General features: G+C 36.3%; 25 protein-coding genes and 1 riboswitch. Of the genes, 16 read left to right on the top strand and 9 right to left on the bottom strand.

All coding sequences use genetic code 11. The features are described 5' to 3' along the window. Positions 1–14 precede the first annotated feature (14 nt). From NQ185_RS04580 to NQ185_RS04570, 3 genes are all read left to right on the top strand, one after another. Positions 15–296 (top strand): alpha/beta-type small acid-soluble spore protein, encoded by a 282-nt coding sequence (locus tag NQ185_RS04580; protein WP_257580390.1) that lies wholly within the window; start codon positions 15–17, stop codon positions 294–296. 136 nt (positions 297–432) lie between these two features. Next, a complete protein-coding gene (locus NQ185_RS04575; protein ID WP_257580389.1) occupies positions 433–3,522 on the top strand; it encodes an efflux RND transporter permease subunit in 3,090 nt (1,029 codons plus the stop codon). A gap of 79 nt (positions 3,523–3,601) precedes the next feature. Continuing rightward, a riboswitch (yybP-ykoY riboswitch) is annotated at positions 3,602–3,771 on the top strand. A 31-nt stretch (positions 3,772–3,802) separates the two neighbouring features. After that, on the top strand, positions 3,803–4,576 hold the full coding sequence (locus NQ185_RS04570) for a TerC family protein (RefSeq protein WP_257580388.1): 774 nt from the start codon (positions 3,803–3,805) through the stop codon (positions 4,574–4,576). Between the two features lie 44 nt (positions 4,577–4,620). Here NQ185_RS04570 and NQ185_RS04565 read toward each other — a convergent pair whose 3' ends face one another. Continuing rightward, positions 4,621–4,818, bottom strand: coding sequence for an alpha/beta-type small acid-soluble spore protein (locus NQ185_RS04565; protein WP_257580387.1), 198 nt, complete (start codon positions 4,816–4,818; stop codon positions 4,621–4,623). A 173-nt stretch (positions 4,819–4,991) separates the two neighbouring features. Between NQ185_RS04565 and NQ185_RS04560 the strand changes: the two genes are divergently transcribed. After that, positions 4,992–6,374, top strand: coding sequence for a TrkH family potassium uptake protein (locus NQ185_RS04560; protein ID WP_257580614.1), 1,383 nt, complete (start codon positions 4,992–4,994; stop codon positions 6,372–6,374). Positions 6,375–6,498: 124 nt separating this feature from the next. Further along, on the top strand, positions 6,499–7,485 hold the full coding sequence (locus NQ185_RS04555) for a diaminopimelate dehydrogenase (RefSeq protein ID WP_257580386.1): 987 nt from the start codon (positions 6,499–6,501) through the stop codon (positions 7,483–7,485). Positions 7,486–7,529: 44 nt separating this feature from the next. Here NQ185_RS04555 and NQ185_RS04550 read toward each other — a convergent pair whose 3' ends face one another. Both NQ185_RS04550 and NQ185_RS04545 read right to left on the bottom strand, forming a co-directional pair. Beyond that, entirely contained in the window at positions 7,530–9,287 is a 1,758-nt protein-coding gene (locus NQ185_RS04550) for a B12-binding domain-containing radical SAM protein (protein WP_257580384.1), read from the bottom strand. Between the two features lie 185 nt (positions 9,288–9,472). After that, positions 9,473–10,510 carry an acyltransferase family protein gene (locus NQ185_RS04545; RefSeq protein ID WP_257580383.1) on the bottom strand — a complete coding sequence of 346 codons (1,038 nt, stop codon included), beginning with the start codon at positions 10,508–10,510 and terminating at the stop codon, positions 9,473–9,475. Between the two features lie 290 nt (positions 10,511–10,800). On the opposite strand from NQ185_RS04545, the gene NQ185_RS04540 reads away from it, so the two are divergent. The 4 genes from NQ185_RS04540 to NQ185_RS04525 all read left to right on the top strand — a co-directional run bounded on the left by NQ185_RS04540 (position 10,801) and on the right by NQ185_RS04525 (position 13,701). After that, positions 10,801–11,055 (top strand): aspartyl-phosphate phosphatase Spo0E family protein, encoded by a 255-nt coding sequence (locus NQ185_RS04540; RefSeq protein WP_257580382.1) that lies wholly within the window; start codon positions 10,801–10,803, stop codon positions 11,053–11,055. Between the two features lie 82 nt (positions 11,056–11,137). Continuing rightward, positions 11,138–11,896: a sugar phosphate isomerase/epimerase family protein gene (locus tag NQ185_RS04535; RefSeq protein WP_257580380.1), complete on the top strand. Its 759-nt coding sequence runs from the start codon at positions 11,138–11,140 to the stop codon at positions 11,894–11,896. A 72-nt stretch (positions 11,897–11,968) separates the two neighbouring features. Then, on the top strand, positions 11,969–12,847 hold the full coding sequence (locus NQ185_RS04530) for an SMP-30/gluconolactonase/LRE family protein (protein WP_257580379.1): 879 nt from the start codon (positions 11,969–11,971) through the stop codon (positions 12,845–12,847). A gap of 74 nt (positions 12,848–12,921) precedes the next feature. Next, positions 12,922–13,701 (top strand): SDR family oxidoreductase, encoded by a 780-nt coding sequence (locus NQ185_RS04525; RefSeq protein WP_257580613.1) that lies wholly within the window; start codon positions 12,922–12,924, stop codon positions 13,699–13,701. A 57-nt stretch (positions 13,702–13,758) separates the two neighbouring features. On the opposite strand, the gene NQ185_RS04520 is transcribed toward NQ185_RS04525, so the two are convergent. The 3 genes from NQ185_RS04520 to NQ185_RS04510 all read right to left on the bottom strand — a co-directional run bounded on the left by NQ185_RS04520 (position 13,759) and on the right by NQ185_RS04510 (position 17,360). Further along, on the bottom strand, positions 13,759–14,685 hold the full coding sequence (locus tag NQ185_RS04520; RefSeq protein WP_257580611.1) for an IS3 family transposase: 927 nt from the start codon (positions 14,683–14,685) through the stop codon (positions 13,759–13,761). Continuing rightward, positions 14,586–15,161, bottom strand: a complete 576-nt coding sequence (locus NQ185_RS04515; RefSeq protein ID WP_257580378.1) for a helix-turn-helix domain-containing protein — start codon at positions 15,159–15,161, stop codon at positions 14,586–14,588. The genes NQ185_RS04520 and NQ185_RS04515 overlap by 100 nt, the downstream gene beginning before the upstream one ends. Positions 15,162–15,239: 78 nt before the next feature. Continuing rightward, entirely contained in the window at positions 15,240–17,360 is a 2,121-nt protein-coding gene (locus NQ185_RS04510; protein WP_257580377.1) for an ATP-dependent Clp protease ATP-binding subunit, read from the bottom strand. 217 nt (positions 17,361–17,577) lie between these two features. Here NQ185_RS04510 and NQ185_RS04505 point away from each other — a divergent pair, with 217 nt between their 5' ends. Continuing rightward, positions 17,578–18,618: a YkvI family membrane protein gene (locus NQ185_RS04505; protein ID WP_257580376.1), complete on the top strand. Its 1,041-nt coding sequence runs from the start codon at positions 17,578–17,580 to the stop codon at positions 18,616–18,618. 28 nt (positions 18,619–18,646) lie between these two features. Here NQ185_RS04505 and NQ185_RS04500 read toward each other — a convergent pair whose 3' ends face one another. From NQ185_RS04500 to NQ185_RS04490, 3 genes are all read right to left on the bottom strand, one after another. After that, the gene (locus NQ185_RS04500) at positions 18,647–19,351 is read right to left on the bottom strand and encodes a DUF8580 domain-containing lipoprotein (RefSeq protein WP_257580374.1); all 705 of its coding nucleotides are present in this window, start codon (positions 19,349–19,351) and stop codon (positions 18,647–18,649) included. A gap of 83 nt (positions 19,352–19,434) precedes the next feature. Beyond that, entirely contained in the window at positions 19,435–20,046 is a 612-nt protein-coding gene (locus NQ185_RS04495) for a CPBP family intramembrane glutamic endopeptidase (RefSeq protein ID WP_257580372.1), read from the bottom strand. Between the two features lie 63 nt (positions 20,047–20,109). Then, positions 20,110–20,301 carry a YkvS family protein gene (locus NQ185_RS04490; RefSeq protein ID WP_213128406.1) on the bottom strand — a complete coding sequence of 64 codons (192 nt, stop codon included), beginning with the start codon at positions 20,299–20,301 and terminating at the stop codon, positions 20,110–20,112. A 204-nt stretch (positions 20,302–20,505) separates the two neighbouring features. Between NQ185_RS04490 and NQ185_RS04485 the strand changes: the two genes are divergently transcribed. The 6 genes from NQ185_RS04485 to NQ185_RS04460 all read left to right on the top strand — a co-directional run bounded on the left by NQ185_RS04485 (position 20,506) and on the right by NQ185_RS04460 (position 26,657). Next, positions 20,506–21,447, top strand: coding sequence for an AAA family ATPase (locus NQ185_RS04485; RefSeq protein ID WP_257580367.1), 942 nt, complete (start codon positions 20,506–20,508; stop codon positions 21,445–21,447). Next, complete coding sequence (locus NQ185_RS04480) at positions 21,444–22,634, top strand: DUF58 domain-containing protein (protein ID WP_257580366.1); 1,191 nt, start codon at positions 21,444–21,446, stop codon at positions 22,632–22,634. The genes NQ185_RS04485 and NQ185_RS04480 overlap by 4 nt, the downstream gene beginning before the upstream one ends. Beyond that, a complete protein-coding gene (locus NQ185_RS04475; protein WP_257580365.1) occupies positions 22,607–23,872 on the top strand; it encodes a hypothetical protein in 1,266 nt (421 codons plus the stop codon). The genes NQ185_RS04480 and NQ185_RS04475 overlap by 28 nt, the downstream gene beginning before the upstream one ends. Positions 23,873–24,004: 132 nt before the next feature. Continuing rightward, positions 24,005–24,271 carry a phosphocarrier protein HPr gene (locus NQ185_RS04470; RefSeq protein WP_257580364.1) on the top strand — a complete coding sequence of 89 codons (267 nt, stop codon included), beginning with the start codon at positions 24,005–24,007 and terminating at the stop codon, positions 24,269–24,271. Beyond that, positions 24,271–25,986, top strand: coding sequence for a phosphoenolpyruvate--protein phosphotransferase (gene ptsP / locus NQ185_RS04465; RefSeq protein WP_257580363.1), 1,716 nt, complete (start codon positions 24,271–24,273; stop codon positions 25,984–25,986). The genes NQ185_RS04470 and ptsP overlap by 1 nt, the downstream gene beginning before the upstream one ends. A gap of 260 nt (positions 25,987–26,246) precedes the next feature. Continuing rightward, positions 26,247–26,657 carry a VOC family protein gene (locus NQ185_RS04460; RefSeq protein WP_257580362.1) on the top strand — a complete coding sequence of 137 codons (411 nt, stop codon included), beginning with the start codon at positions 26,247–26,249 and terminating at the stop codon, positions 26,655–26,657. Positions 26,658–26,664 lie beyond the last annotated feature (7 nt).

Genomic DNA, 26,664 nt, shown 5'->3' with positions numbered 1-26,664 from the left:
AGGGAGGAATGTTTATGGCTAGAAGAAATAGGACGCTGGTTCCCGGGGCAAGAGCTGCTTTAGATGGCTTTAAGGCGAAAGTGATGTCTGAAAAGGGATATCATGTAAATCCTAATAATCCTAATGACGTAAAATATGAAATCGCGAAAGAACAAGGTGTTCCGCTTAAAAAAGGTTATAATGGCCACTTATCTGCTGAAGAAGCGGGAAAGGTGGGCGGTCCCATCGGTGGCAATATGGTTAAAGAGATGGTTCGAATAGCGCAAGAACAGTTAAGTAAAAATCCACAAAAATAAAAAGTGCCGCTCTGTCGGCATTTTTTGCTGTCTTAAGCTAATGTTTATATCAAAAAGAATCCATCGATTCAATATAATTCCAGTCGGCAAATTGTTATAATAAAATTGTCAAGGGAGTACGAAAGGGGTATACATAGTGAATTTGAGTAAATTTTCCATAAAGAGGCCTGTTTTTACGATTGTAACGATGTTTCTCGTCATTATTTTAGGTGTAGTTTCACTTTTAAAAATACCTCTAAAGTTAATACCTGAAATTAATCCTCCGATAGCCGTTGTCGTCACTTCATATCAAGGTGCTAGTCCCGCCGAAGTCGTTGATAAAATAACAAAGCCACTTGAAGCGAGCCTTGCAACATTGCCAGGGATTAAAAACGTACAATCTATTTCGAAGGAAGGTTCAAATTTAATCCTGTTAGAATTCTCTTGGTCTACCGCTATTGATGATATTCAAAATGATGTACTTCAAAGAATCGATCAAACACCAATCCCGACAGACGCCGGAAAGCCACGTTTTTTAAAATTTGATCCAGCACAATTCCCTGTCATTCAACTTTCTCTAAAGACTAATAAAGATGAAAAAAGTCTTAGAAACTTAACTGATAAATTAACTACTGAGCTTACGAAAGTAAATGGAGTCGCCAGTGTTAATATTACGGGTAATTTAGTAGAAGAGATCAATGTGACACTCAATCAAGATGAATTAAAAAAATATCAATTATCGCAAGCAGAAGTAGTGAATATTATCCAAGCCAATAATATTTCTACTCCCGGGGAAACAGTCCTCACAGAAGGAAAAGAACTTACGACTCGAATTATGAGTATGGTTCATTCAGCAGATGAAATTGCAAATCTTGCCATTACTGTTAATCCAATAAATGGTGAAAAAATTAGAATAAAAGATGTTGCTACAGTAAAACAGCAGGAGCAAACCGCGGAAAGCATTACACGTACGAATGAAAAGCCATCAGTATTACTAAGTGTGCTTCAAGAGACAGACGCCAATACAGCAGAAGTTTCAAAGGATTTTCAAAAAGAATTAAAATCACTATTAAATAAGGAAAAATATAAAGAAATTGAGTCAGATATCCTATTTGACCAAGGTGATTACGTAAGGATGGCGATCGGGAATATTGCCAACTCATTAATTCTTGGCGGAGCACTGGCAATGCTCGTATTATTTTTCTTTTTAAGAAATATTAAGAGTCCGCTTATTATTGGAATTGCCATACCATATTCCGTTATCGTTACGTTTGTATTGATGTTTTTTGCGGATTTTGCATTAAACATCATGACTCTTGGGGGACTAGCATTAGGAATTGGGATGCTCGTCGACAATGCCATCGTCGTAATTGAAAATATATATCGACATTTATCTATGGGAAAAGATCCAAAAGAAGCTGCCTTGCATGGGGCAAAAGAAGTAGCAGGCGCCATTACTGCTTCCACCCTTACAACAGTTGCTGTCTTTCTTCCAGTTGTTTTTATTAGTGGTCTACTAGGACAATTATTTAAAGAATTTGCATTTACGATTTCTTTTAGTTTATTTGCTTCCTTATTTGTTGCTTTGACGGTTGTCCCGATGCTCGCTAGCAGGCTGCTAAAAAAACCACAGGGTGATTATGAGGCAATAAGGCGTAGATCGAAACCAATGAATTTACTCGATCGATCCATTCGTTGGTCTTTGCGTCACCGATTTTTAGTGTTATTTACTGCAGTTTTATTATTCATAGGCGGAATATTCGGCATGACGACAGTAGGAACGCAATTTCTTCCACCAACAGATGAAGGTTTTTTTAGTGTTAATGTTAAGCTTGAAAATGGAGCATCACTATCCGAAACAGAGAAAGTAATTAGCGTCATGGAAAACGAGCTAAAGACGGAAAAAGATGTAGATGTATATGTCAGCTTAATTGGTTCCACGCAAGAGTCTACATTCCAAGGGGGAGGAATGGCGAATAGTGCAGAAGTATATGTAAAGTTAAAACCTCTAGCAAATAGAGACAAATCCTTATTTGAAATAGTTGATCATATAAAGCCTAAAATAGAAAAAGAAGTAGTGAAGGTAAATAAGGAGGCAACTCTCCGATTTAATGTCCAAGCTGCGTCCGGTATGGCGCCGCAAACGATGTCATTTAACGTTACAGACTCCAATAAGCAGAGACTGGAAAAAAGTACGGATAAAATTTTTAGCGCATTAAAAAATATAGAAAATGTAACAGATTTATCGACAACGACTGCTAATACCGTTGAGGAAATCCATATTACGATAGACCGAGATAAAGCATTCGAGGCTGGACTTTCACCTGCCCAAATCGCAATGATTTTTAATGACGCAACACGTGGGGTACAAGCTTCGCAAATTATTACCGATGATATGGAAATTTATGGTGTTAACGTGGAGTTTGATAAGAGTATTACAAGAAATATTGAGGAATTAAAATCCATATTAATAAGAAAACCTGACGGATCTTATGCCCAGTTAGCGGACTTGGCAAAAATTGAGGAAGGTACTGGTCCAGTTGAAATTCAACGTATTAATCAACTAGATTCAGTAGAATTTACTTTAAAATATAGTACGGAGACGAATTTAGGAAAAATGTCAAAAGCGGTAGAGTCGGAGATTGCATCTTTGAATCTCCCTAGTGATATAGAAATCACGTATAGCGGTGAAAAGGAATTACTAGAAGATTCAATCGATGATATGATCATGGCATTTATTTTAGCCATTATACTAATTTATATCGTTATGGCTGCACAATTTGAGTCATTTAAATATCCATTCGTTATTATGTTTACAGTACCGCTCATGGTCATTGGCGTCGCAATTTCCCTAATTGCAAGTAAGATGCCGATTAGTGTACCAGCTTTTATCGGGATCATCATTTTAGCTGGGATTGTCGTGAACAATGCGATTGTTATTGTTGACTATATTAATCAACGCAAAGAAGCTGGACTATCCAGCTATGATGCGCTGATAGAATCAGTCAAGGATCGTGCCAGGCCGATTTTAATGACTGCATTAACTACGATTTTAGGATTAGTGCCACTGGCATTAGGGATTGGAGAAGGAACAGAAATGAATCAACCAATGGGGGTTGCCGTTATTGGTGGTTTAATAAGCAGCACATTCTTAACCTTATTTGTCATTCCAGTAGTTTATAGTTTATTTGATCACGAAACTAGAAGAATGAATCGGAAAAGGAAAAGATGGAAGACAGAAAGCTAGAAAATATTAAAAATAATATATGTGAATATTGCCTTACTAGACTCCATACATTATAATAACAGTAAATTAATACATTTGACGTTAAGTCAAAGGGGAGTAGCGTTAGGTAGAATTTTCATTTCTACCTAAAACAAAGTCGTCATTTCGTGAAGGAATTCACCGGCTTTGTTGGCATGAAAATGTCTAGCAAGACCTTTGCCCATATGGCAGAGGTCTTTTTGTTTTTATTGAAAACAAAATTTCCTGCCTTGGGGATGTGAAAAATAAGGGAGGAAATTTAATGGAATTATCGATGATGTTGGAGTATGGATGGGTATTTTTAGTACTAGTGGGTTTGGAAGGGATCCTTGCTGCGGATAATGCAGTCGTTATGGCAGTAATGGTTAAACATTTACCGGAAAATCTACGGAAAAAAGCTTTATTTTATGGATTGCTAGGGGCCTTTATTTTTCGTTTTGCAGCCCTTTTTGCCATTACGTTTCTCGTCAACGTATGGCAAATTCAAGCAATTGGTGCTGCTTATTTAATCTATTTATCTGTTCATCATATTATTAAGAAAAAAGAGAAGACTAAAAAATCTGTAGAAAATGGTAAAGGTCAATCATTTTGGATGACGGTATTAAAAGTAGAAATAGCGGATATTGCCTTTGCAATTGATTCAATGCTTGCTGCTGTTGCATTAGCTGTAACGCTTAGACCCACTGGATGGTTCCAAGTGGGAGGTATCGATGGAGGGCAATTTATAGTCATGTTATTAGGTGGGCTTGCAGGTGTCGTTATCATGCGTTTTGCAGCTACATCATTTGTAAAACTGCTGGCTAAATATCCTACACTAGAAACAGCTGCATTTTTAATTGTTGGTTGGGTTGGAGTCAAATTAAGTGTCTTTACATTATCCCATCCTAATGTAAGTATTCTTAACGAACATTTTCCAGAATCAACTATGTGGAAATTAACATTCTGGACAGTGTTGATCGGAATAGCGGTAGGGGGATATTTAATTTCAAAGAAAAAAGCTATACACAATAAGCAGTCAGTAAATTTATATAACTGAAACGGTAAAGGAAGCTGATCCAATGTCAGCTTCCTTTTTACTTATCATTGTTGTTTTCCACTTAATTCAGCTTGCGCTTGCTGTACTAATCTTTTTGTTATTTCTCCGCCTACTGAACCGTTAGCTCTAGACACTGTATCTGAACCAAGAGTGACTCCGAATTCTTGGGCAATTTCAAACTTAACTTGATCTAAATATTGTTCTATGCCTGGGACGAGCAATTTATTACTGCTTCTAGCCATTTCAATTCTCTCCTTTAATTAAATTAACATCGTATTCATAGTATGGACTCAAACACAAAAAGCATAACTGGTAAATCCATCTCGATTAACTGAAAAATGTATATGATGGAAAATGAATAAAATGGATGTTTTTCTTTTCATTACATCGCTTTTTCATTATTATAAAAGAATGGATGTTGCATGGGAGGATTATAATAGGCATGAAACACTTAAAGAAACATAAGTTGACTAGGCTTACGCCTTTTAGGATCCTAGTTACATATTACGTATTAACCGTTGCTTTTTCAGCAATCCTCTTAAGTTTACCGTTTGCCAGAAAGCCGGATGCAAAATGGTCATTCATGGATGCTATATTTACAGCAGCAAGTTCAGTGAGTGTTACAGGTTTATCAACAGTGAACATTTCTGAGACTTTTACGGTGCCTGGTATTTTTCTACTTATGTTTGTTTTGCAAATAGGTGGAATTGGAATAATGACGATTAGTACTTTTTTCTGGCTATTATTAGGGAAAAAAGTTGGGCTTATGCACCGGCAATTAATTAGAACGGATCAAAATCAACTTAATCTTGCTGGTTTAGTTGCACTTTTAAAACAAATTATTTATATTATTTTGTTGATAGAACTTTTTGGTGCTCTCGTGCTCGGAACATATTATTTAAAATACTTTCCAACCTGGCAGGAGGCATTATTACAAGGGTTATTCGCTTCAATAAGTGCTACGACAAATGCAGGATTTGATATAACTGGGCAATCACTTATTCCATTTGCAAAAGATTATTTTGTACAATTTGTCACGATGATATTGATTATTTTAGGTGCGATTGGTTTTCCTGTTTGGATTGAAATTAAAAGATTTTTACTTCATAAAGATGCAAAAATAAGATTTCGTTTTAGCTTATTTACTAAAATCACGACTACAACATACTTTTTACTATTAATAATAGGCACGGTCGTTATAGTTGCGATTGAGTTCAATCATTTTTTTGTCGGAAAGTCTTGGCATGAGTCATTTTTCTATGCCTTATTTCAATCGACGACAATGAGGAGTGCTGGCTTGCTTACATTGGATGTTAATCAGTTAACTTTACCCACCATTCTCTTTTTGTCTTTTCTAATGTTTATTGGAGCATCACCAAGTTCGGTTGGTGGGGGAATCCGGACAACAACATTTGCACTTAACATCCTATTTCTTTTTCACTTTGCAAGGGGTCGATCCTCGATTAAAGTGTTTCAACGAGAAATTCATCAAGATGATGTGATAAAATCTTTAGTTGTGTTAATGCTCGCAGTTATATTGACAGGTTTGTCGATATTATTATTATCTATAACAGAGGATGCCAGCCTTATTTCTATTATTTTTGAAGTGGCATCGGCATTTGGAACTTGTGGAGCATCGATGGGGATCACGCCAGATTTGTCTGGTTTCGGAAAATCGGTATTAATTTTACTAATGTTCATTGGAAGAATTGGCATTTTGTCCTTTTTATTCATCATGACAAACAACGAAAAGGAGCCAGACTTCCATTATCCTAAAGAAAGAGTCATTATTGGATAGTTAAAATGAACATGATTTTTTAAAGTAAAAAAGAAAAAGTTTTTAGTCTATATTTAGAATTTAGCCTTTTGCTGTCCAGCTGCAGCGCTTGTGCTTTTTTTAATAGCCAACAGGAGGGTTTAAGATGGGAAACAAAATTAGAATTGGTATTACTGGTTATGGAAATTTAGGAAGAGGGGTAGAAGCAGCGATAAAACAAAACCCTGATATGGAGCTTGTAGCTGTTTTCTCTAGACGAGATCCTTCAAGTGTCATAGTTGCAGATCCAAAGGTAAAGGTGCTTCCGATTGCATCAGCCCAAGATTATAAAAATGAAATTGATGTAATGATTTTATGCGGCGGTTCTGCAACTGACTTACCTGAACAAGGACCAGCATTTGCAGCGCATTTTAATACGATTGATAGTTTTGATACACACGCAAAAATCCCAGATTATTTTGCAGCTGTGGATGAGGTTGCAAAATCTTCTGGTATGGTCAGTATTATTTCAGTAGGATGGGACCCAGGTATGTTTTCGCTAAATCGAATGCTTGGGGAAGCAATTTTGCCTGAGGGTGAAACATACACATTTTGGGGAAAAGGCTTAAGTCAAGGACACTCCGATGCTGTTAGAAGAGTCGCAGGAGTAAAGGCAGCTGTCCAATATACAATTCCGATTGAAGAAGCAGTAAATCGTGTTAGAAACGGTGAAAATCCTTTATTATCAACGAAAGAAAAGCATTTAAGGGAGTGCTTTGTTGTAGCTGAAGATGGAGCGGATTTGTCCGTTATTGAAAAAACAATTAAAGAAATGCCGCATTATTTTTCCGATTATCAAACAGTCGTTAATTTTATTTCAGAAGAAGAACTTCATGCAAACCATTCAAAAATGATGCATGGTGGATTTGTCATTAGAAGTGGGGAAACCGGAGAAGGCAATAAGCAAATTATGGAGTTTTCTTTAAAGCTAGATAGCAACCCGGAATATACTGCAAGTGTATTAACTGCTTATGCAAGAGCTGCATATAAGATGAGCACAGAAGGACAGTCTGGAGCTAAAACAGTTTTCGACGTTCCGGTCGGAATGCTTTCACCAAAATCGCCAGAGCAATTACGAAAAGAACTTTTATAATAAAAGAAAAACCCGGCATGAGGGGACTGTTTAAAAACAGTCCCTTAGCTGCCGGTTTTTTTGTGGATTTCTTTAGCTTGCAATGGATAAATGGTTGCACTTCCATCAGTCGGTTCGTAATAAATTAACCCGTAAGAAGATTCGGGAATGAATGTTTCACTTTGTTGGTATGCTTGAATGGAAAAAGGGAACATTTCAATTTGTGTATGTTTATAAAGTTCTCTTTCGTTTAGCTTTAGCTCTTTCATCATACTCTCTTCTTTAATTATGGCACCGTAAAGTTCTGAGCGTGTTTTTCTATCTAAAATATCATCCCACCATGCTTTTCGTGGTTTATAGCGTCTATTTAATAAATAATCATATTTCATTAAACCCTCTGCCAATGCAGAATGTTTTATATTATTTTCAGAAAGAAATTGTTTAAGTCGGGTGAATAAATCTTCCAACTGATGACCAATGCGCGACCAATTTTTCTTTTCCCAATACGTTCCAAATTCTTGGAAAAAATCAAACGGAGTTTCAAAGCTATGTGAAGTCAAAAATTTTACTGAACGGTCCATTCTATGATCATTCCAGTATTTTTCCAACACATCTTCCACTTGTTTTATCCTTATAATATCATCAAAATCAATGACGTTATTTCCTAAAATTTCGTACGGGGCATGATCCATATATGTGTATCCAAAGTGTTTAGCTGAAATTCTCAAACCTGTTCCACGGAGCATTTTCAAAAAGCCTAATTGCAATTCCTCAGGTTCAAGCTCAAATACATCATTAAATGTTTTCCGAAAAGAATCGTAATTTTCTTCTGGAAGTCCAGCGATTAAATCAAGATGTTGCAGAATTTTACCGCCTTCTTTAACCATTCTTACGGTTCTCGTTAATTTCTCAAAGTTTTGCCTTCTTTTTACAAGTTCATTTGTCAAATCGTTAGTCGATTGCACACCAATTTCGAAACGGAAAAGTCCTACAGGTGCTTCTTTATTTAAAAATTCGATTACTTCCGGTCTCATAATATCTCCCGTAATTTCAAATTGAAAAACGGAATCAGGCCGACGTTCATCAATTAAAAATTGGAACATTTCCATCGCATAGCTTCTGCTTATATTAAAAGTCCGGTCGACAAATTTAATTGTTTTTGCACCATTGTCCAACAAATATCTAATATCTTCTTTAATTTTTTCACGATTAAAATACCTGACGCCAACCTCTATAGAAGAAAGACAAAACTGACAGCTAAATGGGCAGCCCCTACTCGTTTCAATGTAAATGACTCTCTTTGACAAATGAGGTATATCCTCTGGAAATCTAAAAGGTGAAGGCATTTCACGTAAATCAATTTTATTGCGAACTGGATTAATGACCGGTTTACCTTCCTTCATATATCCAATTCCGAATACCTTTTCTAGCTCCAAACTGCCATTTATCTCATCTAAAAGCTGTTTGAATGTTTCCTCGCCTTCACCCATTACAATATAATCAATTTCCGGAAGTCTTTTGAGCCAGTGAATAACGTCATACGAAACTTCAGGCCCTCCTAGAACAATTTTTACATCAGGCATGATTTTACGTAAAATCTCAATTACCTTAATCGTTTCTACAATATTCCATATATAGCAGCTAAAGCCGATCACGTCAGGTTTTTTATTGTATAAATCAGTCACAATATTAAGCGTCGGATCTTTAATCGTATATTCCGCAAGCTCTATTGTATAATCTGGTTCTGCATAAGCTTTTAAGCAGCGAATTGCCAAATTCGTATGAATATATTTCGCATTCAAAGTACTTGCGATGATTTTCATTTAAAATTAATACTCCTTTGTCCCGACTAGCGCAAGCAGCCGTCGACTAGAAAACTTCTTGACCTTTTCCTTTATCGCAAGTCTTGGGCCCTGCAGTTTTTACGTCGATGAACAGACGCTTCCGCCTTTGTCCTATAATCCCTATTATTTTACAAGACTTTCCCAAAAACCACAAACGCGGGCAGTTATTCGTTCTGCCCGCGTGGTTCACTAAAGCTTTCTTTAAAACGACTGAATGATTTTTTCCACCTTGACCATTTTAATTCAATGATTGGTTGAGTTGCAGTAATTACAATTTTACTAGAAAGCAGGAACGTGAGTAAAAGCGATATGAAAAGCAAGATAAAAAGTGTTTTTGAATCGTATACATAGGATTCTATCGAACTTCCTCTGAATGCTCGAATAATAAATCCATGAAGCAAATACACATAAAGCGTATTCCTGCCCAATTTCGTAAAAAAGAATTTTCTTTTTGGAACGAAGGCAAAAAATCCTGCAATCATTAAGAAATTGATCGTGTAAACGCCCATTCTTTTAATCAATCCAATGGCCGAAAAGGTTTCTAAATAACTATAAGGTTTTGATCCTAATAACCACTTTTCATCTAACTCCGGAAAAACAAAGATCACTAAAGCAACAATTATAATTGTACCTGCCATCATTATTTTTGTTCTGGATTGCGATAATAGCTTAAAATGCTCCTTTTTTAAATAATATCCAACGATAAAAAATGGGAAAAATACAAAGGTTCTCGAAAGGCTAAGAAAATTGGAAATCCAATCGACGTAACCAACGATTAAGCCAATCAGTAATGCCAAACTAACTGCGTATATTGGCTTCAATTTATTGAAGGCAATCAGCATAATATTCCAGCAAAATAGACTGATTAAAAACCAAAGGGACCAGTGGGGATTTAAGATGTCGATCTTTAACATGGATTTACTGTATAAAATATAGTAAAAAATGGAGTATATGATTTGAAAAATGATATATGGAATGATTAACTTTTTAGTGATCTTCTTCAAATAGCCTTTTTCGTAAATGCCTTTTGCGAAAAAACCTGATATGAGAATAAAGGCGGGCATATGGAAGGTGTACAGTAATTTATATAGCGCGGAAAAAAACGAATTAGAATCTATATACGATTGGATTAAATGACCGAAAACGACTAAAAATATCAAGATGAATTTTGCATTATCAAAATAGTAATTTCTTTTTTCCATGACAATCACCAGTTTCATAGTTGTCTAACGCAAGCAACCATCGCCTAGCTAATTTTTTGTTGCTTACGCGTATGTTCTTGCTCTGTAAGTTTACCCCGAATTAAGCCGAAGTAACATTACGGTTCATTATCGATTAGATGACGCATGCTAAATATTCTGGTCAAATGTTAAGAAATAGTGACAACTTGTAAAAAGATTGTCTAATTTTGCGAATCCATTTACAATTACAAATATTGTTGAGATAATGGCATAGTTGAGTTTTAAGGTCAATATATGGGGGAGAACATAAAATGTATGGTGGAAGTAAAGAAAAAGCTCTATTTTTAATTAGAATTCAGGAAAAACGTGAGAAAATGTGTTTATTTGGAAAAGTTTATGGATTAAATTCACCCAAGACCATTCAGTGCAGCCAAGAACTTGATACTCTATTAAACGAATATTATCAATTATTTCAGAAGACAAAAAAGAGATATTCTGTTCCAATACATCGACATACTGTTACGAACAGTTATGCAAGGCAGTATTCACTTCCTTATGCTAAATAATGTAGCTTTAAAAAAGGATTAACGCTATTAAAGGTCGAATAGTAGATTTAAGGAAAAAATAAAATGTGAAAGGAATGATCAAATGGGGAAAGCAGCATTACAATTATATTCTGTAAGGGAAGCGGCCGAAAAAGATTTCCTTGGAACAGTCCGAAAAGTAGCTGATATGGGGTATGATGCCATTCAATTTGCCGGTTATTTTAATACTCCAGCACATGAATTAAAGAGTGTTCTCGATGAGAAAGGCATAACTGTCGCAGGCAGCCATATTATGTTTGACGCTTTTAAAGGTGTGCAGCTAATCGAAACGTTTAAATACAATCGAGAAATTGGAAATGACTTATTAATTATTCCAGCTATAGCCCCACAATATCGAGACAGTGAGGATGCATGGAAAAGGACAGCTGAAGAATTTAATAAAATTGGACAAGCATGTAAAGAAGAAGGCTTCACATTTGCATATCATAACCATAGCTTCGAATTTGAAAAGTTTGGCGATTCAACTGGATTCGATTTATTATTTGGTAATTCCGATCCGGATTTAGTAAAAATCGAACTTGATTGCTACTGGGCAACCTTTGCTGATCTTGATCCATTGAACATAATTAATAATTACGGAGACCGGGTTGTATCACTTCACCTTAAAGATATGACCGTAGAAAATGGGGAAAAGAGAAGCATTGAGATCGGTTCTGGAAGCTTGGATATTGAAAGCTTGCTTAATGTCGGTACAAAAAACAATGTAAGATGGTTCATCATTGAACAGGAAAAATTTGATGGCGACCCGATGGAGAGCTCAAAAGTAAATATTGAGAACTTAAAAAAGTTAATGAACAAATAAGTGTATCGAAACAACTCCGTCTAATTTTTAGTCGGAGCTTTTTCGTAAAAACAATTTGAAAGGGTGGAGGAAATGGGATATGAAGTTGAATTAATTGTAGATGCAAAAGCTGAGCTTGGAGAAGGACCATCCTGGGATTCCGAATCTAACGTTTTATACTGGGTTGATATTCTTGGTAAACGAATTCATACATATGAACCATCTACGGGCAAAACAGGGATGATTCAATTGGAAGAGCATATTGGTGCTGTCGTTCCAAAAAAGGGTGGAGGCCTCGCTGCTGTTCTGCAAAGTGGATTTTATCAAATTGAATTACCTTCTGAAAAGTTGACAGCGATTGCAGACCCTGAACAACATTTACCAAACAATCGCTTTAATGACGGGAAATGCGACCCGAAAGGAAGGTTTTGGGCTGGGACAATGCCTTATGATGGCGAGCAAGGAAAAGGGAACTTTTATGTCCTTAATCCAAATGGAGAAGTTAAGAAAGTAGTGGATAATATAACTTGTTCAAATGGAATCGCATGGAACCCTAATTATACGACAATGTATTATATTGATACCCCAACAATGCAAGTAGCGGCATTTGATTATGATCTTGAAACAGGCGAGATATCAAATAGGCGTGTGGCAGTAGAAATTCCTGAAGGAATGGGTGCACCAGACGGGATGACATCTGACGTTGAGGGGAATATTTGGGTTGCGCATTGGGGAGGTTACCGAGTTACAAGATGGAATCCGAATACAGGAGAAATGCTGGATTCTATTTCTGTTCCAGCAAAACAAGTAACCTCATGTGTTTTTGGCGGCGAGAATATGGATGAGTTGTATATCACAACTGCGAGAACAGGTTTGGACGAAGAAATATTAAAGGAATATCCTCATACAGGTGGTTTATTTAAGGTTAAAACAAATATTAAAGGATCTCCTACCTATAAGTTCGGAAATTAAAAGACTAGAATGATTATAAATGGGTAAACTGTCCAAAGAAAAAAGAGGAGGGTTACCTGATGGAAGATCATTTAATGTCCTTAACAAATAAAGTAGCTATTGTAACCGGTGCTGGATCAGGGATTGGCGCCGCATCTGCAATTAGACTTGCAAAGTCGGGCGCATCGGTTGGACTTCTCGATCTTAAAGAAAAGAAAGCCGAAAAGGTAAAGCAAGAAATTGAGCAATTTGGCGGAAAATCGATTATTATGGATGTTGATTTATCTGATCCAGAGCGGGTTAAAAACGCAGTCAATCATGTAGTGTCAGAATTTGGACGACTTGATATTGTATTTGCGAACGCCGGTATAAATGGAGTTATTACACCAATCGAAGATTTTTCACCAGAAGACTGGGACAAGACAATTTCTACAAATTTAAAAAGTACATTTTTAACTGTAAAGTATTCAATCCCTCATTTGAAAAAGGATGGCGGCAGTATCATTATTACAAGTTCAATCAATGGAAACCGCAAATTTTCCGGAATCGGCATGTCGGCGTATAGCAGTTCAAAGGCAGGGCAAATGGCCTTTGGAAAAATGGCGGCATTAGAGCTAGCTAAATATAAAATAAGGGTGAATATTATTTGTCCGGGAGCAATAGAAACAAATATCGGAGAGAATACACACCCGGATGAAGAAAAACTTAAAAAAGTGCAGATTCCTGTGGAATATCCAAAAGGGAGTCATCCGCTTGAGGAAGGACCTGGTCAACCCGAACAAGTAGCCAATCTTATCCACTTTTTGGCAACTGATGCTTCAAATCATATTTCAGGATCTGAAATTTACATTGACGGAGCGGAAACATTACTGTAAACAAAAAAACTGTCCAGACCAAAAGGTGATGTGCCCCCTATAAGTTAGAGTTTTATATTACGCAGCTAGTTGGCTGGTGTGAAGACGGTATTGAACCGGACTCATGCCAGCCAGTTTTTGTTTGATCCGTTTGTTGTTGTAATACTGGATGTAAGCCTCGATAGCCCGTTTCAATTCCTCATACGTGCGCAGCGGTTCGCCATAATACATCTCCTGCTTCAGTAATCCAAAGAAATTCTCCATGGGGGCGTTGTCCAGACAGTTCCCCTTCCGTGACATGCTCTGGAATACTTTGTGTTTTTTTAGGGTCGCAACCCATTTTCCGTGCTGGTAATGCCAGCCTTGATCCGAGTGAATGGTAGTCCGGTATTTTGCGTTCTTTACGATGTCAAGGGCTTCATCTAAGGGTTTCATCACAAAGTCAAGCGTCGGGCGCATACCGATTCCATACGAAAGAATCTCTCCATTATGCATATCCATCATTGGACTTAGATAGAGCTTTAGGCCATCCGCACACTTGAATTCTGTAATATCTGTGGTCAGTTTCTGACATGGAATTGTAGTATTGAAACGGCGGTGAATACGGTTTTTCACCACTGTACCGATGGTCCCCTTGTACGAACTATAACTACGTGATTTCCGGGTGAACTTATTGCCTTTCAATCCTAGCTTTTGCATAATACGTTGTACCTTTTTGTGATTCACTATGATGCCACGATTCTTCAATTCTAGTTGAATTCTGCGATAACCATAATTTTCGTTGTGCTCATCAAAAATGGATTGAATCGTTTCCTCCAACTCTTGGTTAGGATTTTCCCGTTTCATTTGTTTTACATGATAGTGGTAGGATGACTCTGGAATGCCGACAATCTGAAGTACATCCTTCAGTCGGAATTCTTCTTTGAGTTCGAATGATAGCGCTGTTTGTGCTTTTCGAGATAGCCGTCCGGATCCATCTGAAAAGCTCGCAACTTTTTTAGGTATTCCACCTCCAAACGGAGGAGTTCATTTTCCCGTTCTAACTTCTGTTCACGCGTCATTTCATCCTGTTGTGTTGGCTTCGGGTTCTTCTTGGCGTTCTTGCTCTTCGCTTTATCAGACATGACCGGCCGTCCTTTCGGGTTGTCCAGGGCTTCAATACCGCCTTCAAGGAATTTCTTCTTCCAATCGCCAATCATCGAAGGATTCGTCAATCCGAAGTGAAGTGCCGTTTCTGCCTGCGAAGCGCCTGTCCTTTTCATAAAGCTTAATACATCCAACTTGAATTGAACAGAATAAATTGCGTGCCTTTTCTTCCGAAATAATCCCTCTATTCCAAACTTCTTGTAGACGTTTACCCAATCAATGATCTGTTTCTTTGACTTTATATCGTGCTTTTCCGCCAATCTCTTATATCCAATTGTTCCCCCGAGGTATTCCCGCACCACCATCACCTTAAAGTCATCTGCATATTTAACCATAATAAAACACCCCAAAAGTTAGATTTTGACTCTAACTTCTGGGGTGCACTTCAAGGTCGGACAGTTTTTTTAAATCACTTATGAAACAGCTACTAATAAAATCTCATTATTTGTTAACCTAGCTTGCAAATTCTTTTCTTCTGGCTGATCAAGGATAAAGTCAGCAATTTTATCTTCTAATTGCTCTTGGATCACCCTGCGAAGGGCACGAGCTCCAAAGTTAGGGTGATAGCCTAACTCAACTAACTTTTCTTTTACCTCATCAGTAACTTCGAGTTTAATTTCTTGTTCCTTTACACCTTCCTCAAGCTCATTTAGGAGAAGTTGAACTATGGATAGTAAATGAGCTTTTTCTAAGTTATTAAATTCGATTATGCTATCAAAACGATTCAAGAATTCCGGCTTAAAGAATGAGCCGAGTGAATCAAGAATGTTAGTTTCTTTCACAATATCACTTTGACCGAAGCCTACATGGATTTGCTTGGCGCCACCAGTACCGGCGTTGCTTGTCATTATAATGACGGTATCTTTAAAGCTTACCGTTCTTCCTTGACTATCTGTGAGGCGTCCATCCTCAAGAATTTGCAGGAACATATGCTGGACATCTGGATGTGCTTTTTCGATTTCATCCAAAAGAATAATGCTATATGGATTTCTGCGCACTTTTTCTGTTAATTGTCCGGCTTCTTCATGACCGACATAACCAGGAGGGGAGCCGATTAATTTTGAAACACTATGTTTTTCCATATATTCACTCATATCGAGTCGAATTAATGAATCCTTCGTTCCAAATAGCTCTTCGGCAAGGCTTTTCGTCAATTCTGTTTTACCTACTCCAGTTGGACCAACAAAAAGGAAGGAACCGATTGGACGGTTTTTCGCTTTAAGCCCCGCTCTGCTGCGACGTATTGCTTTGGAAACCTTATTCACGGCTTCTTCTTGCCCAATGACCTTTTTAGCAAGGCTTTCCTCAAGGTGCTTCATTTTTTTCTGTTCTTCGCTTAGAAGCTTTCCAACAGGAATTCCTGTTTTAAATTCTATGATTTCTTGGATATGGCTAACTTCTACGATAGGCTTATCATTATTTGAATGATCATTTAACGATTTTTCAAGATTTACTTCCTCGTCACGAAGCTTTGCAGCAAGTTCATAATTTTCTTTGGATAGAGCTGCTTGTTTTTCTTGTTCAATTTCTACAATTCGTTGCTGAACATCTTCGTATTTTGGTGATTTCATTGTTAAGTTTAATTTCGATCCCGCTTCATCCATTAAATCAATCGCTTTATCAGGTAAATAACGATCTTGGATATATCTGCTTGAAAGTTCGACACATGCCTTAATTGCAGCATCACTATACTTGACTTGGTGATAGTTCTCATATTTTTCTTTCAAGCCTTGTATGATTACAATCGCTTTTTCACTGGAGGGTTCACCAACTTGTACAGGTTGAAAACGCCTTTCAAGGGCAGCATCTTTTTCAATTTGTCTATATTCCTTAAGAGTTGTGGCGCCAATTACTTGGAGCTCACCTCTAGCAAGAGCTGGCTTTAAAATATTGCCAGCATCCATTGATCCTTCCGCTGAACCAGCACCAACAATGAGATGAATTTCATCGATAAACAATAATATGTTTTTTCGTTCTTGCAACTCTGTAATAAGCTGCTTCATTCTTTCCTCAAATTGTCCACGTATACCAGTATTAGCGACAAGTGAAGCGACATCAAGCAAGTAAATCTCTTTATTTTTTAATTTTGCAGGAACATCCCTCTCAATTATCTTTAAGGCAAGCCCTTCAGCAATGGCTGTTTTACCAACACCTGGCTCACCAATTAAGACTGGGTTATTTTTATTTCTACGATTTAAAATTTCTATGACTCTATCAATTTCTTTTTCGCGTCCAATGACAGGATCGATTAACCCTGCTTTTGCAGCATCATTAAGATTTCGGCCAAAATGATCAAGAAATCCATTGTTTTTATTGGGTGTTTTTGTTTTTACATTATTATTAAATTTATTTTCCGGCATCGAAAAGTTTTTGAATAAGTCTTCAAATCCACTTGGACCTTGCATTGAAGCATTTAGTTTTTCTTTTTCTTTTTGATAGCATTCAGAACATAAAGGCAAGGTCTGCTTACGACCATTAATATTTAAGTGGAGTTGAATGTTTGCATGATTAGTTTGACATTTACTACATAACATGAATATCAATCCTCCAATTTGATTTTGACTAACTTTGACCAATTCGTTAAAAAATTGAAGGCTGAATAGGGGGTAACTGACCTATTTTGACCTTATATTGATAGTATACACTGACCTATTTTGACTTTCAAGTTTTTTAATCATTTTTGTTGGATTTTTTTTCGTTTCAGTACATATGGTTTTAAAAGGGTGAAAAAAGAAGAAGAGGAGCAATGTCTTGAAAAAATGGACAGGCGCTTTACAAGTGGCTGCAGTTTATGTTGGTACTGTGATTGGTGCAGGCTTTGCTACTGGGAGAGAAATCGTCGAGTTTTTTACACAGTATGAATTTTGGGGATTGATATCCATATTATTAGCAGGATATTTATTTGTTTTTCTAGGGTCAAAAATTATGATAAAAGCGATTGATATACAGGCATCGTCTTTTGAGGAATTTAATGAATATTTATTTGGTAAGTTATTTTCTAAAGTTATGAATATATTTACGATGATTATGTTGATAGGGGTATGTGCGGTCATGCTTTCGGGGGCAGAAGCTCTATTTACGGAACAGCTCAGGTTCTCCCATACGATTGGCTCTGTTATCACAATTGCTTTAGCGTTAGTTGTCATGGCGGTTGGGGTAAAAGGGTTATTTGCTGTCAACACATTTGTTGTCCCGATGTTAATTTTTTTCAACTTAATCCTATTAATAAGGTCTTTTGAAAGCGAGCATTTATTCATTTCCTTACTAAATATTCCTGAAGGTTTCATTAGCATAAAAGCGATTGTTGCAGCTTTTTCATATGCTGCCTTTAATTTAGCTCTTGCTCAAGCTGTCCTAGTGCCAATTGCAGTGGAGATAAATGAGAAATCAATTGTGAAGCTCGGAGGATTCGTTGGGGGGGTAATATTAACAATTATATTGATCTCCAGTCATATCATCTTAACTTCGATTCCCAATCCAATATTATTTGATATTCCTATGGCAGTTATCGTAAAAGGGGCGGCAAGCGGGATTTATTTCATCTATCTATTCATTATATATGGGGAAATTTTCACTTCATTAATTGGAAATATGTATGGATTGGAACGTCAAATACATCGTTACTTGGACATTAAAAGCTTTTGGATTCATGGATGCATCATTTTTATTGTTTATGTAATAAGCAGGGTAGATTATGGTAAGTTGCTTGGCATACTTTATCCTTTTTTTGGTTATATCAGTTTGCTATTTTTATTAATTCTTTGGATGAAACCTATCTCGAAAAATGAATAAGGCGGCTAACTAAATGGCCGCCTTATTGTCATTTCTTTTCAATTGTTTCCGCCATTTTTAAGAATGGATCGAGATAGTTATCTTCAATTTTAGTGAAAATCGATAATTTTAATATGAAATCTTCCTTTTTAACTAAATATGCAGTAACACGTTCTTCTTTATTTTCAGCTTGGAAAATATGGGCATTCTCCAGCCACTTTTCCGTACTTTTCGCTTCTAGTTGCTTAACTTCTGAATTTACAGCTGTCAATTGATCTTTAATCGTTTGGACTGCTTCATCCATATTCATTTCACTTGGAAGTAATTCAATTCTCATAAAGTGCCGATCATTTTCTTTTAAATAAAGAACATCTTTATTTGGTTCCTCACCAGTTAGTTCAAACTCTGGTAGAACGTAAAGAGAATAATCTTGATTATCGCTTGTACGTAAGAAGGCAGTATCTTCTTTTGTTTTCTGATTGACTTCATATGTCATATTCATTTCAAATAAACGGATTTTCTGTGATGTATCCTCTTCCTCAACAACACTTTCTTCATTTGTTGCATCAGTATTCTCTTGTTCTACTTTTTCAGCTGCACTATCTTCTTTTTTAGAGGTGTCATTCTCTTCTTGATTTCCACTCGAACCGCTTCCAGTAGTTAAATTAGCTTCTTCACGACTCGTAGTTCCACATGCAGCTAGTAGCAGTATTGCTAAAAAACAAGCAGCAATTATTTTTATTGTTTTTACCATCTTGCTTCCTCCTTAATTAATATCCCTTCTGTTTTGTTAGACGCAGTGGGAGGAAAAACGTTACAATTTAATATTTTTCCAAATTATGATAGCGGAAAAAGAATCAAAAGGAGTAAATCAAAAACTAAATGGGACACAATTAATAATGGCATGCTTCGTTTCCATACGTATAAGATTCCCCAGACTAGCCCACTTACAAACGCTGCAATGATTAGAATAAAATATCCTGATAAGCAAAAAGCGATGGCATTAATTAGAGCCGAAGCTAAAATTGCTTTTCCGATACTCATTTTCCCCATTAGTCTTTTTAATATAAATCCTCGCCAAAATATTTCCTCGCCAGGGATGATAATAAAAAACAATACAAAATAATGCCAAATCCATTCAAGTGAGAAACGGCTGTATAGTTTCGATACTTGTATGCTAAACGTTTTAGGTAAAAAAGAAAGAACCCAGTCACCTGCTGCAAAAAGTAAAAAGAGGGCGACCCCTGAGAGGACTCCTATTGAAATATATTGCTTTGTTGAGACCTCGTCGTCCAGTTTTTCATTAATGATCGCGAAGCTTATTAAAAACAACATTGTCGCTGTATATAAATACCAAAATACTTGTTTGCTTTCAAAAGTAATATAAATTAATACAAATGCCAAAATAAATCCAATCACTAATTTCCAATCAAAAAAATTTTTCTTCATCATGTCTTCCTTTCAAATGTAAATCAATCTTTAAATAACAAAATGCAAGCGGCATCGCTTGCATTAAACGTTTACAGATTCATGAATTATTTTATAGTTTTTATGATTTACAACCGTTTTTTCTTCTAAATCGAAGTCGCGGTAATTTTCCATATACGTTAAATCTACAATGACAGAATTCTCATTTATTTTTTCGACAATCCCTTGAAGACCGTCTTTAAATTCAATAATATTCCCAACTTCAGCGATTTTCAATATTGATCTCTCCCTTGTTTTTCATCTATCTCTAGTGTTATTTCAAGGTGTAAAACGCTTTTTCTACTATATTGCACTATTCTTAATAAAAGTGCAAGATGAAATACAAATTGTTTGCTAAAAAATGTATGATATAGAAAGAAACTAAAAATGGACAAAATTTGCAATGATGTTGTGATGTAGTTGTCGCCTAGGAGGAATTAGATGTTAACAAAGCTAAGCAAACTGAAGAATGAAATTTCAAAAGTACTTATAGGAAGAGAAGCAGAAATGGATTTTTTGATCATTTCCCTGCTGCAAGGAGGACATGTCTTATTGGAAAGTGTACCTGGTACGGGAAAGACCTTATTAGGGAAGACTTTTGCAAAAAGCATTAATGGCGAGTTTAAAAGAATTCAATTTACTCCGGATGTATTGCCAAGCGATGTGAGTGGAATACAATATTTCAATCCGAAGACGAAGGAGTTTGAACTAAGACCTGGTCCAGTCATGACGAATATTTTATTGGCAGATGAAATTAACCGGGCTACGCCAAGAACGCAATCAAGCTTACTGGAAGTAATGGAGGAAAAACAGGTTACTATTGATGGTGAAACATTGAAATTACCTGATCCTTTTATGGTAATTGCTACTCAAAATCCAGTTGAAACACAGCAAGGTACATTCCCGCTGCCAGCAGCACAATTAGATCGGTTCTTTATGAAGCTAAATATTCAATACCCTAGTTTTGAAGAAGAATTGAATATGATTAGAAGGTTCCGTGAAACCGACCCTTTTACTAATATTACAGCTGTTTTATCTACTGAAGATATTTCTAGTATGCGCGCAGCTGTTAAAAAGATTAAAGTTAATGAAGATATTGAAAAATACATATTAGCGATCATTCGTCAAACTAGGGAGCATGCAGATATTGAACTTGGTGCAAGTCCAAGAGCTGCTTTGGCGCTGATTCGAGCTAGTCAAGGAGCGGCTTTTTTAAAGGAGAGGGAGTATGTAATTCCAGATGATGTACAAAAATGCGCCCAAGCTGTTTTAGCCCATAGGCTTCATATAACAATAGAAGCTTCTCTTACAAAAACGATTGAGGGAGTTTTTTCTGAAATATTACAAAGTGTCGCAGTACCTGTAGAGGCCGGGGCAAAATGAAACAGTGGTTCCGTTTTCCTAATCCCACTAACAGGTCTTTATACTATACATCCCATATTTTATTTCTTTTAGTCATCATTGCTTTTTTTGTAAATCAATTGTTTACACTATTTATTTTTATTTCTTGCCTAGTTATTGTACTATTACATTCATATTATTTAAAAATTGCGGGTAATCATTTAGATTTAGTAAACGTAAAAGAAAAAAACTTTTTCATTATTGATGATGAAGCGAGATGGAAAATTATTTTAATAAACCGAGGAATGCCGATCGTTAAGGCTACTTTAAAACTAACGTTTGATGCATGTGTCCTTCCAATGGGTGCCCCTTATAAAGTAAATAACGGTCTTGTAGAAATCACGATTCCTTTTTCCATTTGGAAGAATGAAGAAAAGAATGTTTTTGTACCTGTCATTGCGAGTAAGAGAGGAAAATCACAAATAAGAGAGTTGACCGTTAGAATTCCCCATTTATTTGGAAGTGGGTATATTGACCTTATTTATCAAAATCAAATAAATACTCAAATGCTTGTTTATCCAGGAAGGAGTTCAGTTTACTTATCTGATCTGGAGTTTAAAAATAAACAAGGATTACAAGATGTCTCTACATCATTATATGTTGATACGATGCATCCAATTGGAGTAAGAGATTATATGGCCGGCGACCCGTTTCAGCATATCCATTGGAAAGCAAGTGCTAAAACCCAAAACTTACAATCGAAAGTATTTTCGAGGATTGCGTCACGTGGATGGATGTTCATTTTGAATATTTCCGAGCAATATTCAATCAATGCCAGACTAGAAGAGATGATTGCTCAAACTGCATTTATGATTGATTACGCACTGAAAAAGGAAATCCCTTTTTCTTTGGCTGTTAATGTAAGGTCGTTTGGAAATACTCCTTATTATTATTTAAAAGAGGGTTCGGGCCCTAAGCATAGGCAAGCAGCCCTCGAATTGCTTACAGTACTTAGCTTTTCATCGCTTTTGTTTCCGCCTGTGCAGATGTTAAGCCATTTGAGAAATGAAGATTTACCTACAGTCATTATTTATTCAGGATCTGAGAATATCGATATCCAACATAAACTTATGGATTTATCCACAACAGGACGTTCAATCTATGAAGTGGTAAATGTTCATGGCAAGGGAGTTTTAAGGCAATGGAAGCAAAAGAATATGGCGGGATGATGACTAAGAGGTATGTTAAGTGGGGGAGTATTAGAAGCTTTTTATTAAAAGCAATTTTAGTAAGTTTAATTATTTCTCCAATTCATGCAAAGGGCTTATCTTTTAATTCGATTGCTTGGCCATTCTTACTATTGGTGAGTATCGGTTGTTTAGTTGTTTTAGTATTTCAAACTATTAATGTAAAAGGATTTAAATTTAATTTTGTTTTATTTGCTTTACCTATTACATTTTTAATAAGCGTAATGATACGCGTTCCTTTTTGGATTTTTCTTTTCGCGGCGTTATTTCTTTTCATTATTTTAAAAAATGAACTCGAGAACAACCTGCATGACGAGATTGTTGGTGGCGAAGGGATACTAGTATATACAGTATTAGCGGCTCTTGTAATTTGGGCGGTTGCTGGGATATTCTCTTTTTCATTTTTATATTCGGTGCTTTTTCTCGTTTTGCTTCAATTTTTAATTTTTTCGATTGGGACCTTTGTGGGCAGATATTTTGAATTAGGCATTGAAAATGGCAAGAAGTTATTTTTCCTTACATTTACCGCTGGAACGATGGGGATATTGCTAGGTGCCTTTTTCATTTCGTACTTATTTTCCCATTATCTTCGCCAATTCCTTGATGTGATTCTTTCAATATTTGCGAAATTACTGATATTCATAAGTGAACCAGTTATCGTTTTATTTACAAAGTCATTATTAAATAAGGAAACAGAGGAAACATCTATTATTTCACCTGGGGATGTATACGGTAACTTGGATTCTGAAGATGTATTGAATCTTGAACCGACAAATGCTTCAAATCATTTAGCCATAGTTTTCGTTTTAATCATCATAGTCGTGGTCGGGATGTATGCTTTTAAAAAGTTTCGAACCAAGCGTCCACAACCTGTTGATCACAATACAACATCAAACACTTTTTATACAAAAGTCACTCCACTGCAAAAGAGGGAAACAGTAAGTCCTCAGTATAGCTTTATTGAAAATGAGATTCGCAATGAAATCAAATCCCTTGAGAGATTTGCTGCAAAAAAGAAATTGGAGCGTTTTCCATATGAATCTTTTAGGGAGTGGTTTAACAGGATAGGTGTAAAAATTTCTAAAGAATCAAAGAATATATATGAAGGAGTTCGTTATGGGAATATAAATGCAACAAATGATGAGATAAAAAATTTCATTGCAGAAATAAATAATGTAAAAGAAGAAATAGAGCAAATTGGCAAAAAATGGAATGAATAAAGTCGAAAAGTAAGGGTATATATTTTTTTAGCCTGATTTTGTTGCTCAACCATTGACGAAACGCCAAAAATTGGCTACTTTTGTATTAGTAAGCTCAATAAATTTTGTTTTGAGAAAAGGAGACGATGGGAAATGATTGAAAAACAATTTACAGTAACATCTGACACAGGGATTCACGCAAGACCAGCAACAATGCTAGTACAAACTGCAAGCAGATTTTCTTCTGATATTCAACTAGAATACAAGGACAAAAAAGTGAATTTAAAATCAATTATGGGTGTTATGTCACTTGGAATTGGAAAGGGTGTAAACATTACAATCAGTGCTGATGGTAATGATGAAGAAGAGGCAATGGCTGGCATTCAAGAATTATTCGAAAAAGAAGGACTTGCGGAGTAATGTCCACAATTTTAAAAGGGATAGCCGCATCTAGTGGAATTGCCATCGGAAAAGCATATCGGCTTGTTGAGCCGGATCTTTCATTTAGTAAAACTGCTATCTCGAATGCCGAGGATGAAATCAGTAGATTTCACTCGGCAATAAATACTGCCAAAGCGGACCTTGAAGTAATTCGGGAGAAAGCTTTGGCGGGTCTTGGAGAAGATAAAGCAGCGATATTTGATGCCCATCTTCTCGTATTAAGCGACCCAGAGTTACTGTCGTCCATTGAAGATAAAATAAAGATGGACATGACGAATTCAGAAAGCGCTTTAAAAGAAACAACTGATACGTTCGTATCCATTTTTGAAGAAATGGATAATGAATACATGAAAGAAAGAGCAGCAGATATCAAAGACGTCTCAAAACGGGTTCTTGCACATCTGCTTGGGGTGAAAATACCGAACCCCGGATTGATTGCGGAAGAAGTCGTCATCATTGCAGTAGATTTAACGCCGTCTGATACTGCGCAACTGAACAAAGAATTTGTTAAGGGGTTTACGACCGATATTGGCGGACGCACATCTCATTCAGCCATTATGGCTAGGTCTATGGAAATTCCTGCTGTAGTAGGGACGAAAAGTGCATCCAGAAGTATTGAAAATGGTGATACCGTTATCGTCGATGGTCTCCGCGGTGAAGTACATATTAATCCAACACCTGAAATCATTAATAAATATGAGGACGATTTAAAAAATTTTGAATTACAAAAAGCTGAATGGGCGCTTCTGAAAGACGAAGCTACTATTACAAGTGACGGCAAGCATGTTGAGTTAGCAGCAAATATTGGATCATCGCAAGATGTTGACAATGTCCTTGCTAACGGTGGAGAAGGTGTAGGTCTATATCGAACTGAATTTCTATATATGGAAAGAAATCAGTTGCCTACTGAAGATGAACAATTTCAGGCTTATAAAGCTGTGCTTGAAAAAATGGAAGAGAAGCCCGTCGTTGTGAGAACACTTGATATTGGCGGCGATAAACAACTCCCATACTTAAATTTACCGGAAGAAATGAATCCATTTCTCGGGTTTCGAGCGATACGCCTTTGCCTCGAAGAGCAAGAGATTTTTCGCACCCAACTTCGCGCTTTATTACGTGCAAGTGTATATGGAAATTTAAAAATCATGTTTCCCATGATTGCAACGCTTGATGAATTTAGGGCTGCCAAGGAACTATTAATGGAAGAAAGACAAGCCCTTTTAGGCAGCGGCGTTTCAGTTGCTGATGAGATTGAACTTGGGATCATGGTAGAAATTCCATCTACTGCTGTATTAGCGGATCAATTCGCGAAGGAAGTTGATTTTTTTAGTATAGGTACAAATGATTTAATACAGTATACAATGGCTGCAGATCGAATGAATGAACGCGTATCATATTTATACCAACCATATAATCCAGCCATTTTACGTCTAGTCAAAATGGTTATTGATGCCGCACATAAAGAAGGAAAATGGACTGGCATGTGTGGGGAGATGGCTGGAGATGAAATCGCGATTCCGATTCTTTTAGGACTTGGTTTGGATGAATTCTCAATGAGCGCATCATCAATTCTAAAGGCAAGAAGTCTAATAAAAAAACTAGATCAAAACGAAATGAAACAATTAGCGGAAGATGCATTATTGAAGCAAACGACTAATGAAGTAATTGATTTGGTAAAAGATAATGTAATGTAAATGTAATATTTTTTAAGTGTATATTTTTTAAAAGGGTGGTATAGAATAATAATCATGATTGATATGACGATCTCCTAGTCATTTCATTCTCATTTTTCCCCCTTTTTTGCCGGACATTTTGTCTGGCTTTTTTTATTCAGTTATTTCATTGGCGAATAATTTTAAAAAACTTTTTATTTGAACAATTTCTAAATTTAACAATTAATAATTTCAAAATCTATGATAATATCTCAGTAAAGGGAAAAATTGCGGAGGGACAAATGGGACAAATAGGAAAAATTAATATTATTGGGTTGCATCATATAAGTTTATCGGTTACAAATTTGGATAAATGTAAACATTTTTATGGACATGTACTTGGGTTAAAAGAAATAAAGAGGCCAAACTTCAATTTTAATGGTGCTTGGTACCAACTAGGTGATCAACAGCTTCATTTAATTGTTCATCCAGACTCAAATACGTTAAGAAAAAAAGAACATGTTGATACGAAGGACGGACATTTAGCAATTAGGGTTGCAAATTACGATGAGGCTGTAAAGCATTTAAAAGAACATAATGTTCCGTTTATGGAAAACCATGGTAGTAAAAGTGGGTTCGTTCAGGTCTTTTGTTTAGATCCAAGTAATAATCTTATAGAGCTTAATATTGAAAGTGAAAAGGAATATTACTAAAGCCGTA

It is taken from the genome of Lederbergia panacisoli (assembly GCF_024626525.1).
Lineage (GTDB): Bacteria > Bacillota > Bacilli > Bacillales > Bacillaceae_C > Lederbergia > Lederbergia panacisoli.
This window is presented reverse-complemented; position numbering and strand designations above follow the sequence as displayed.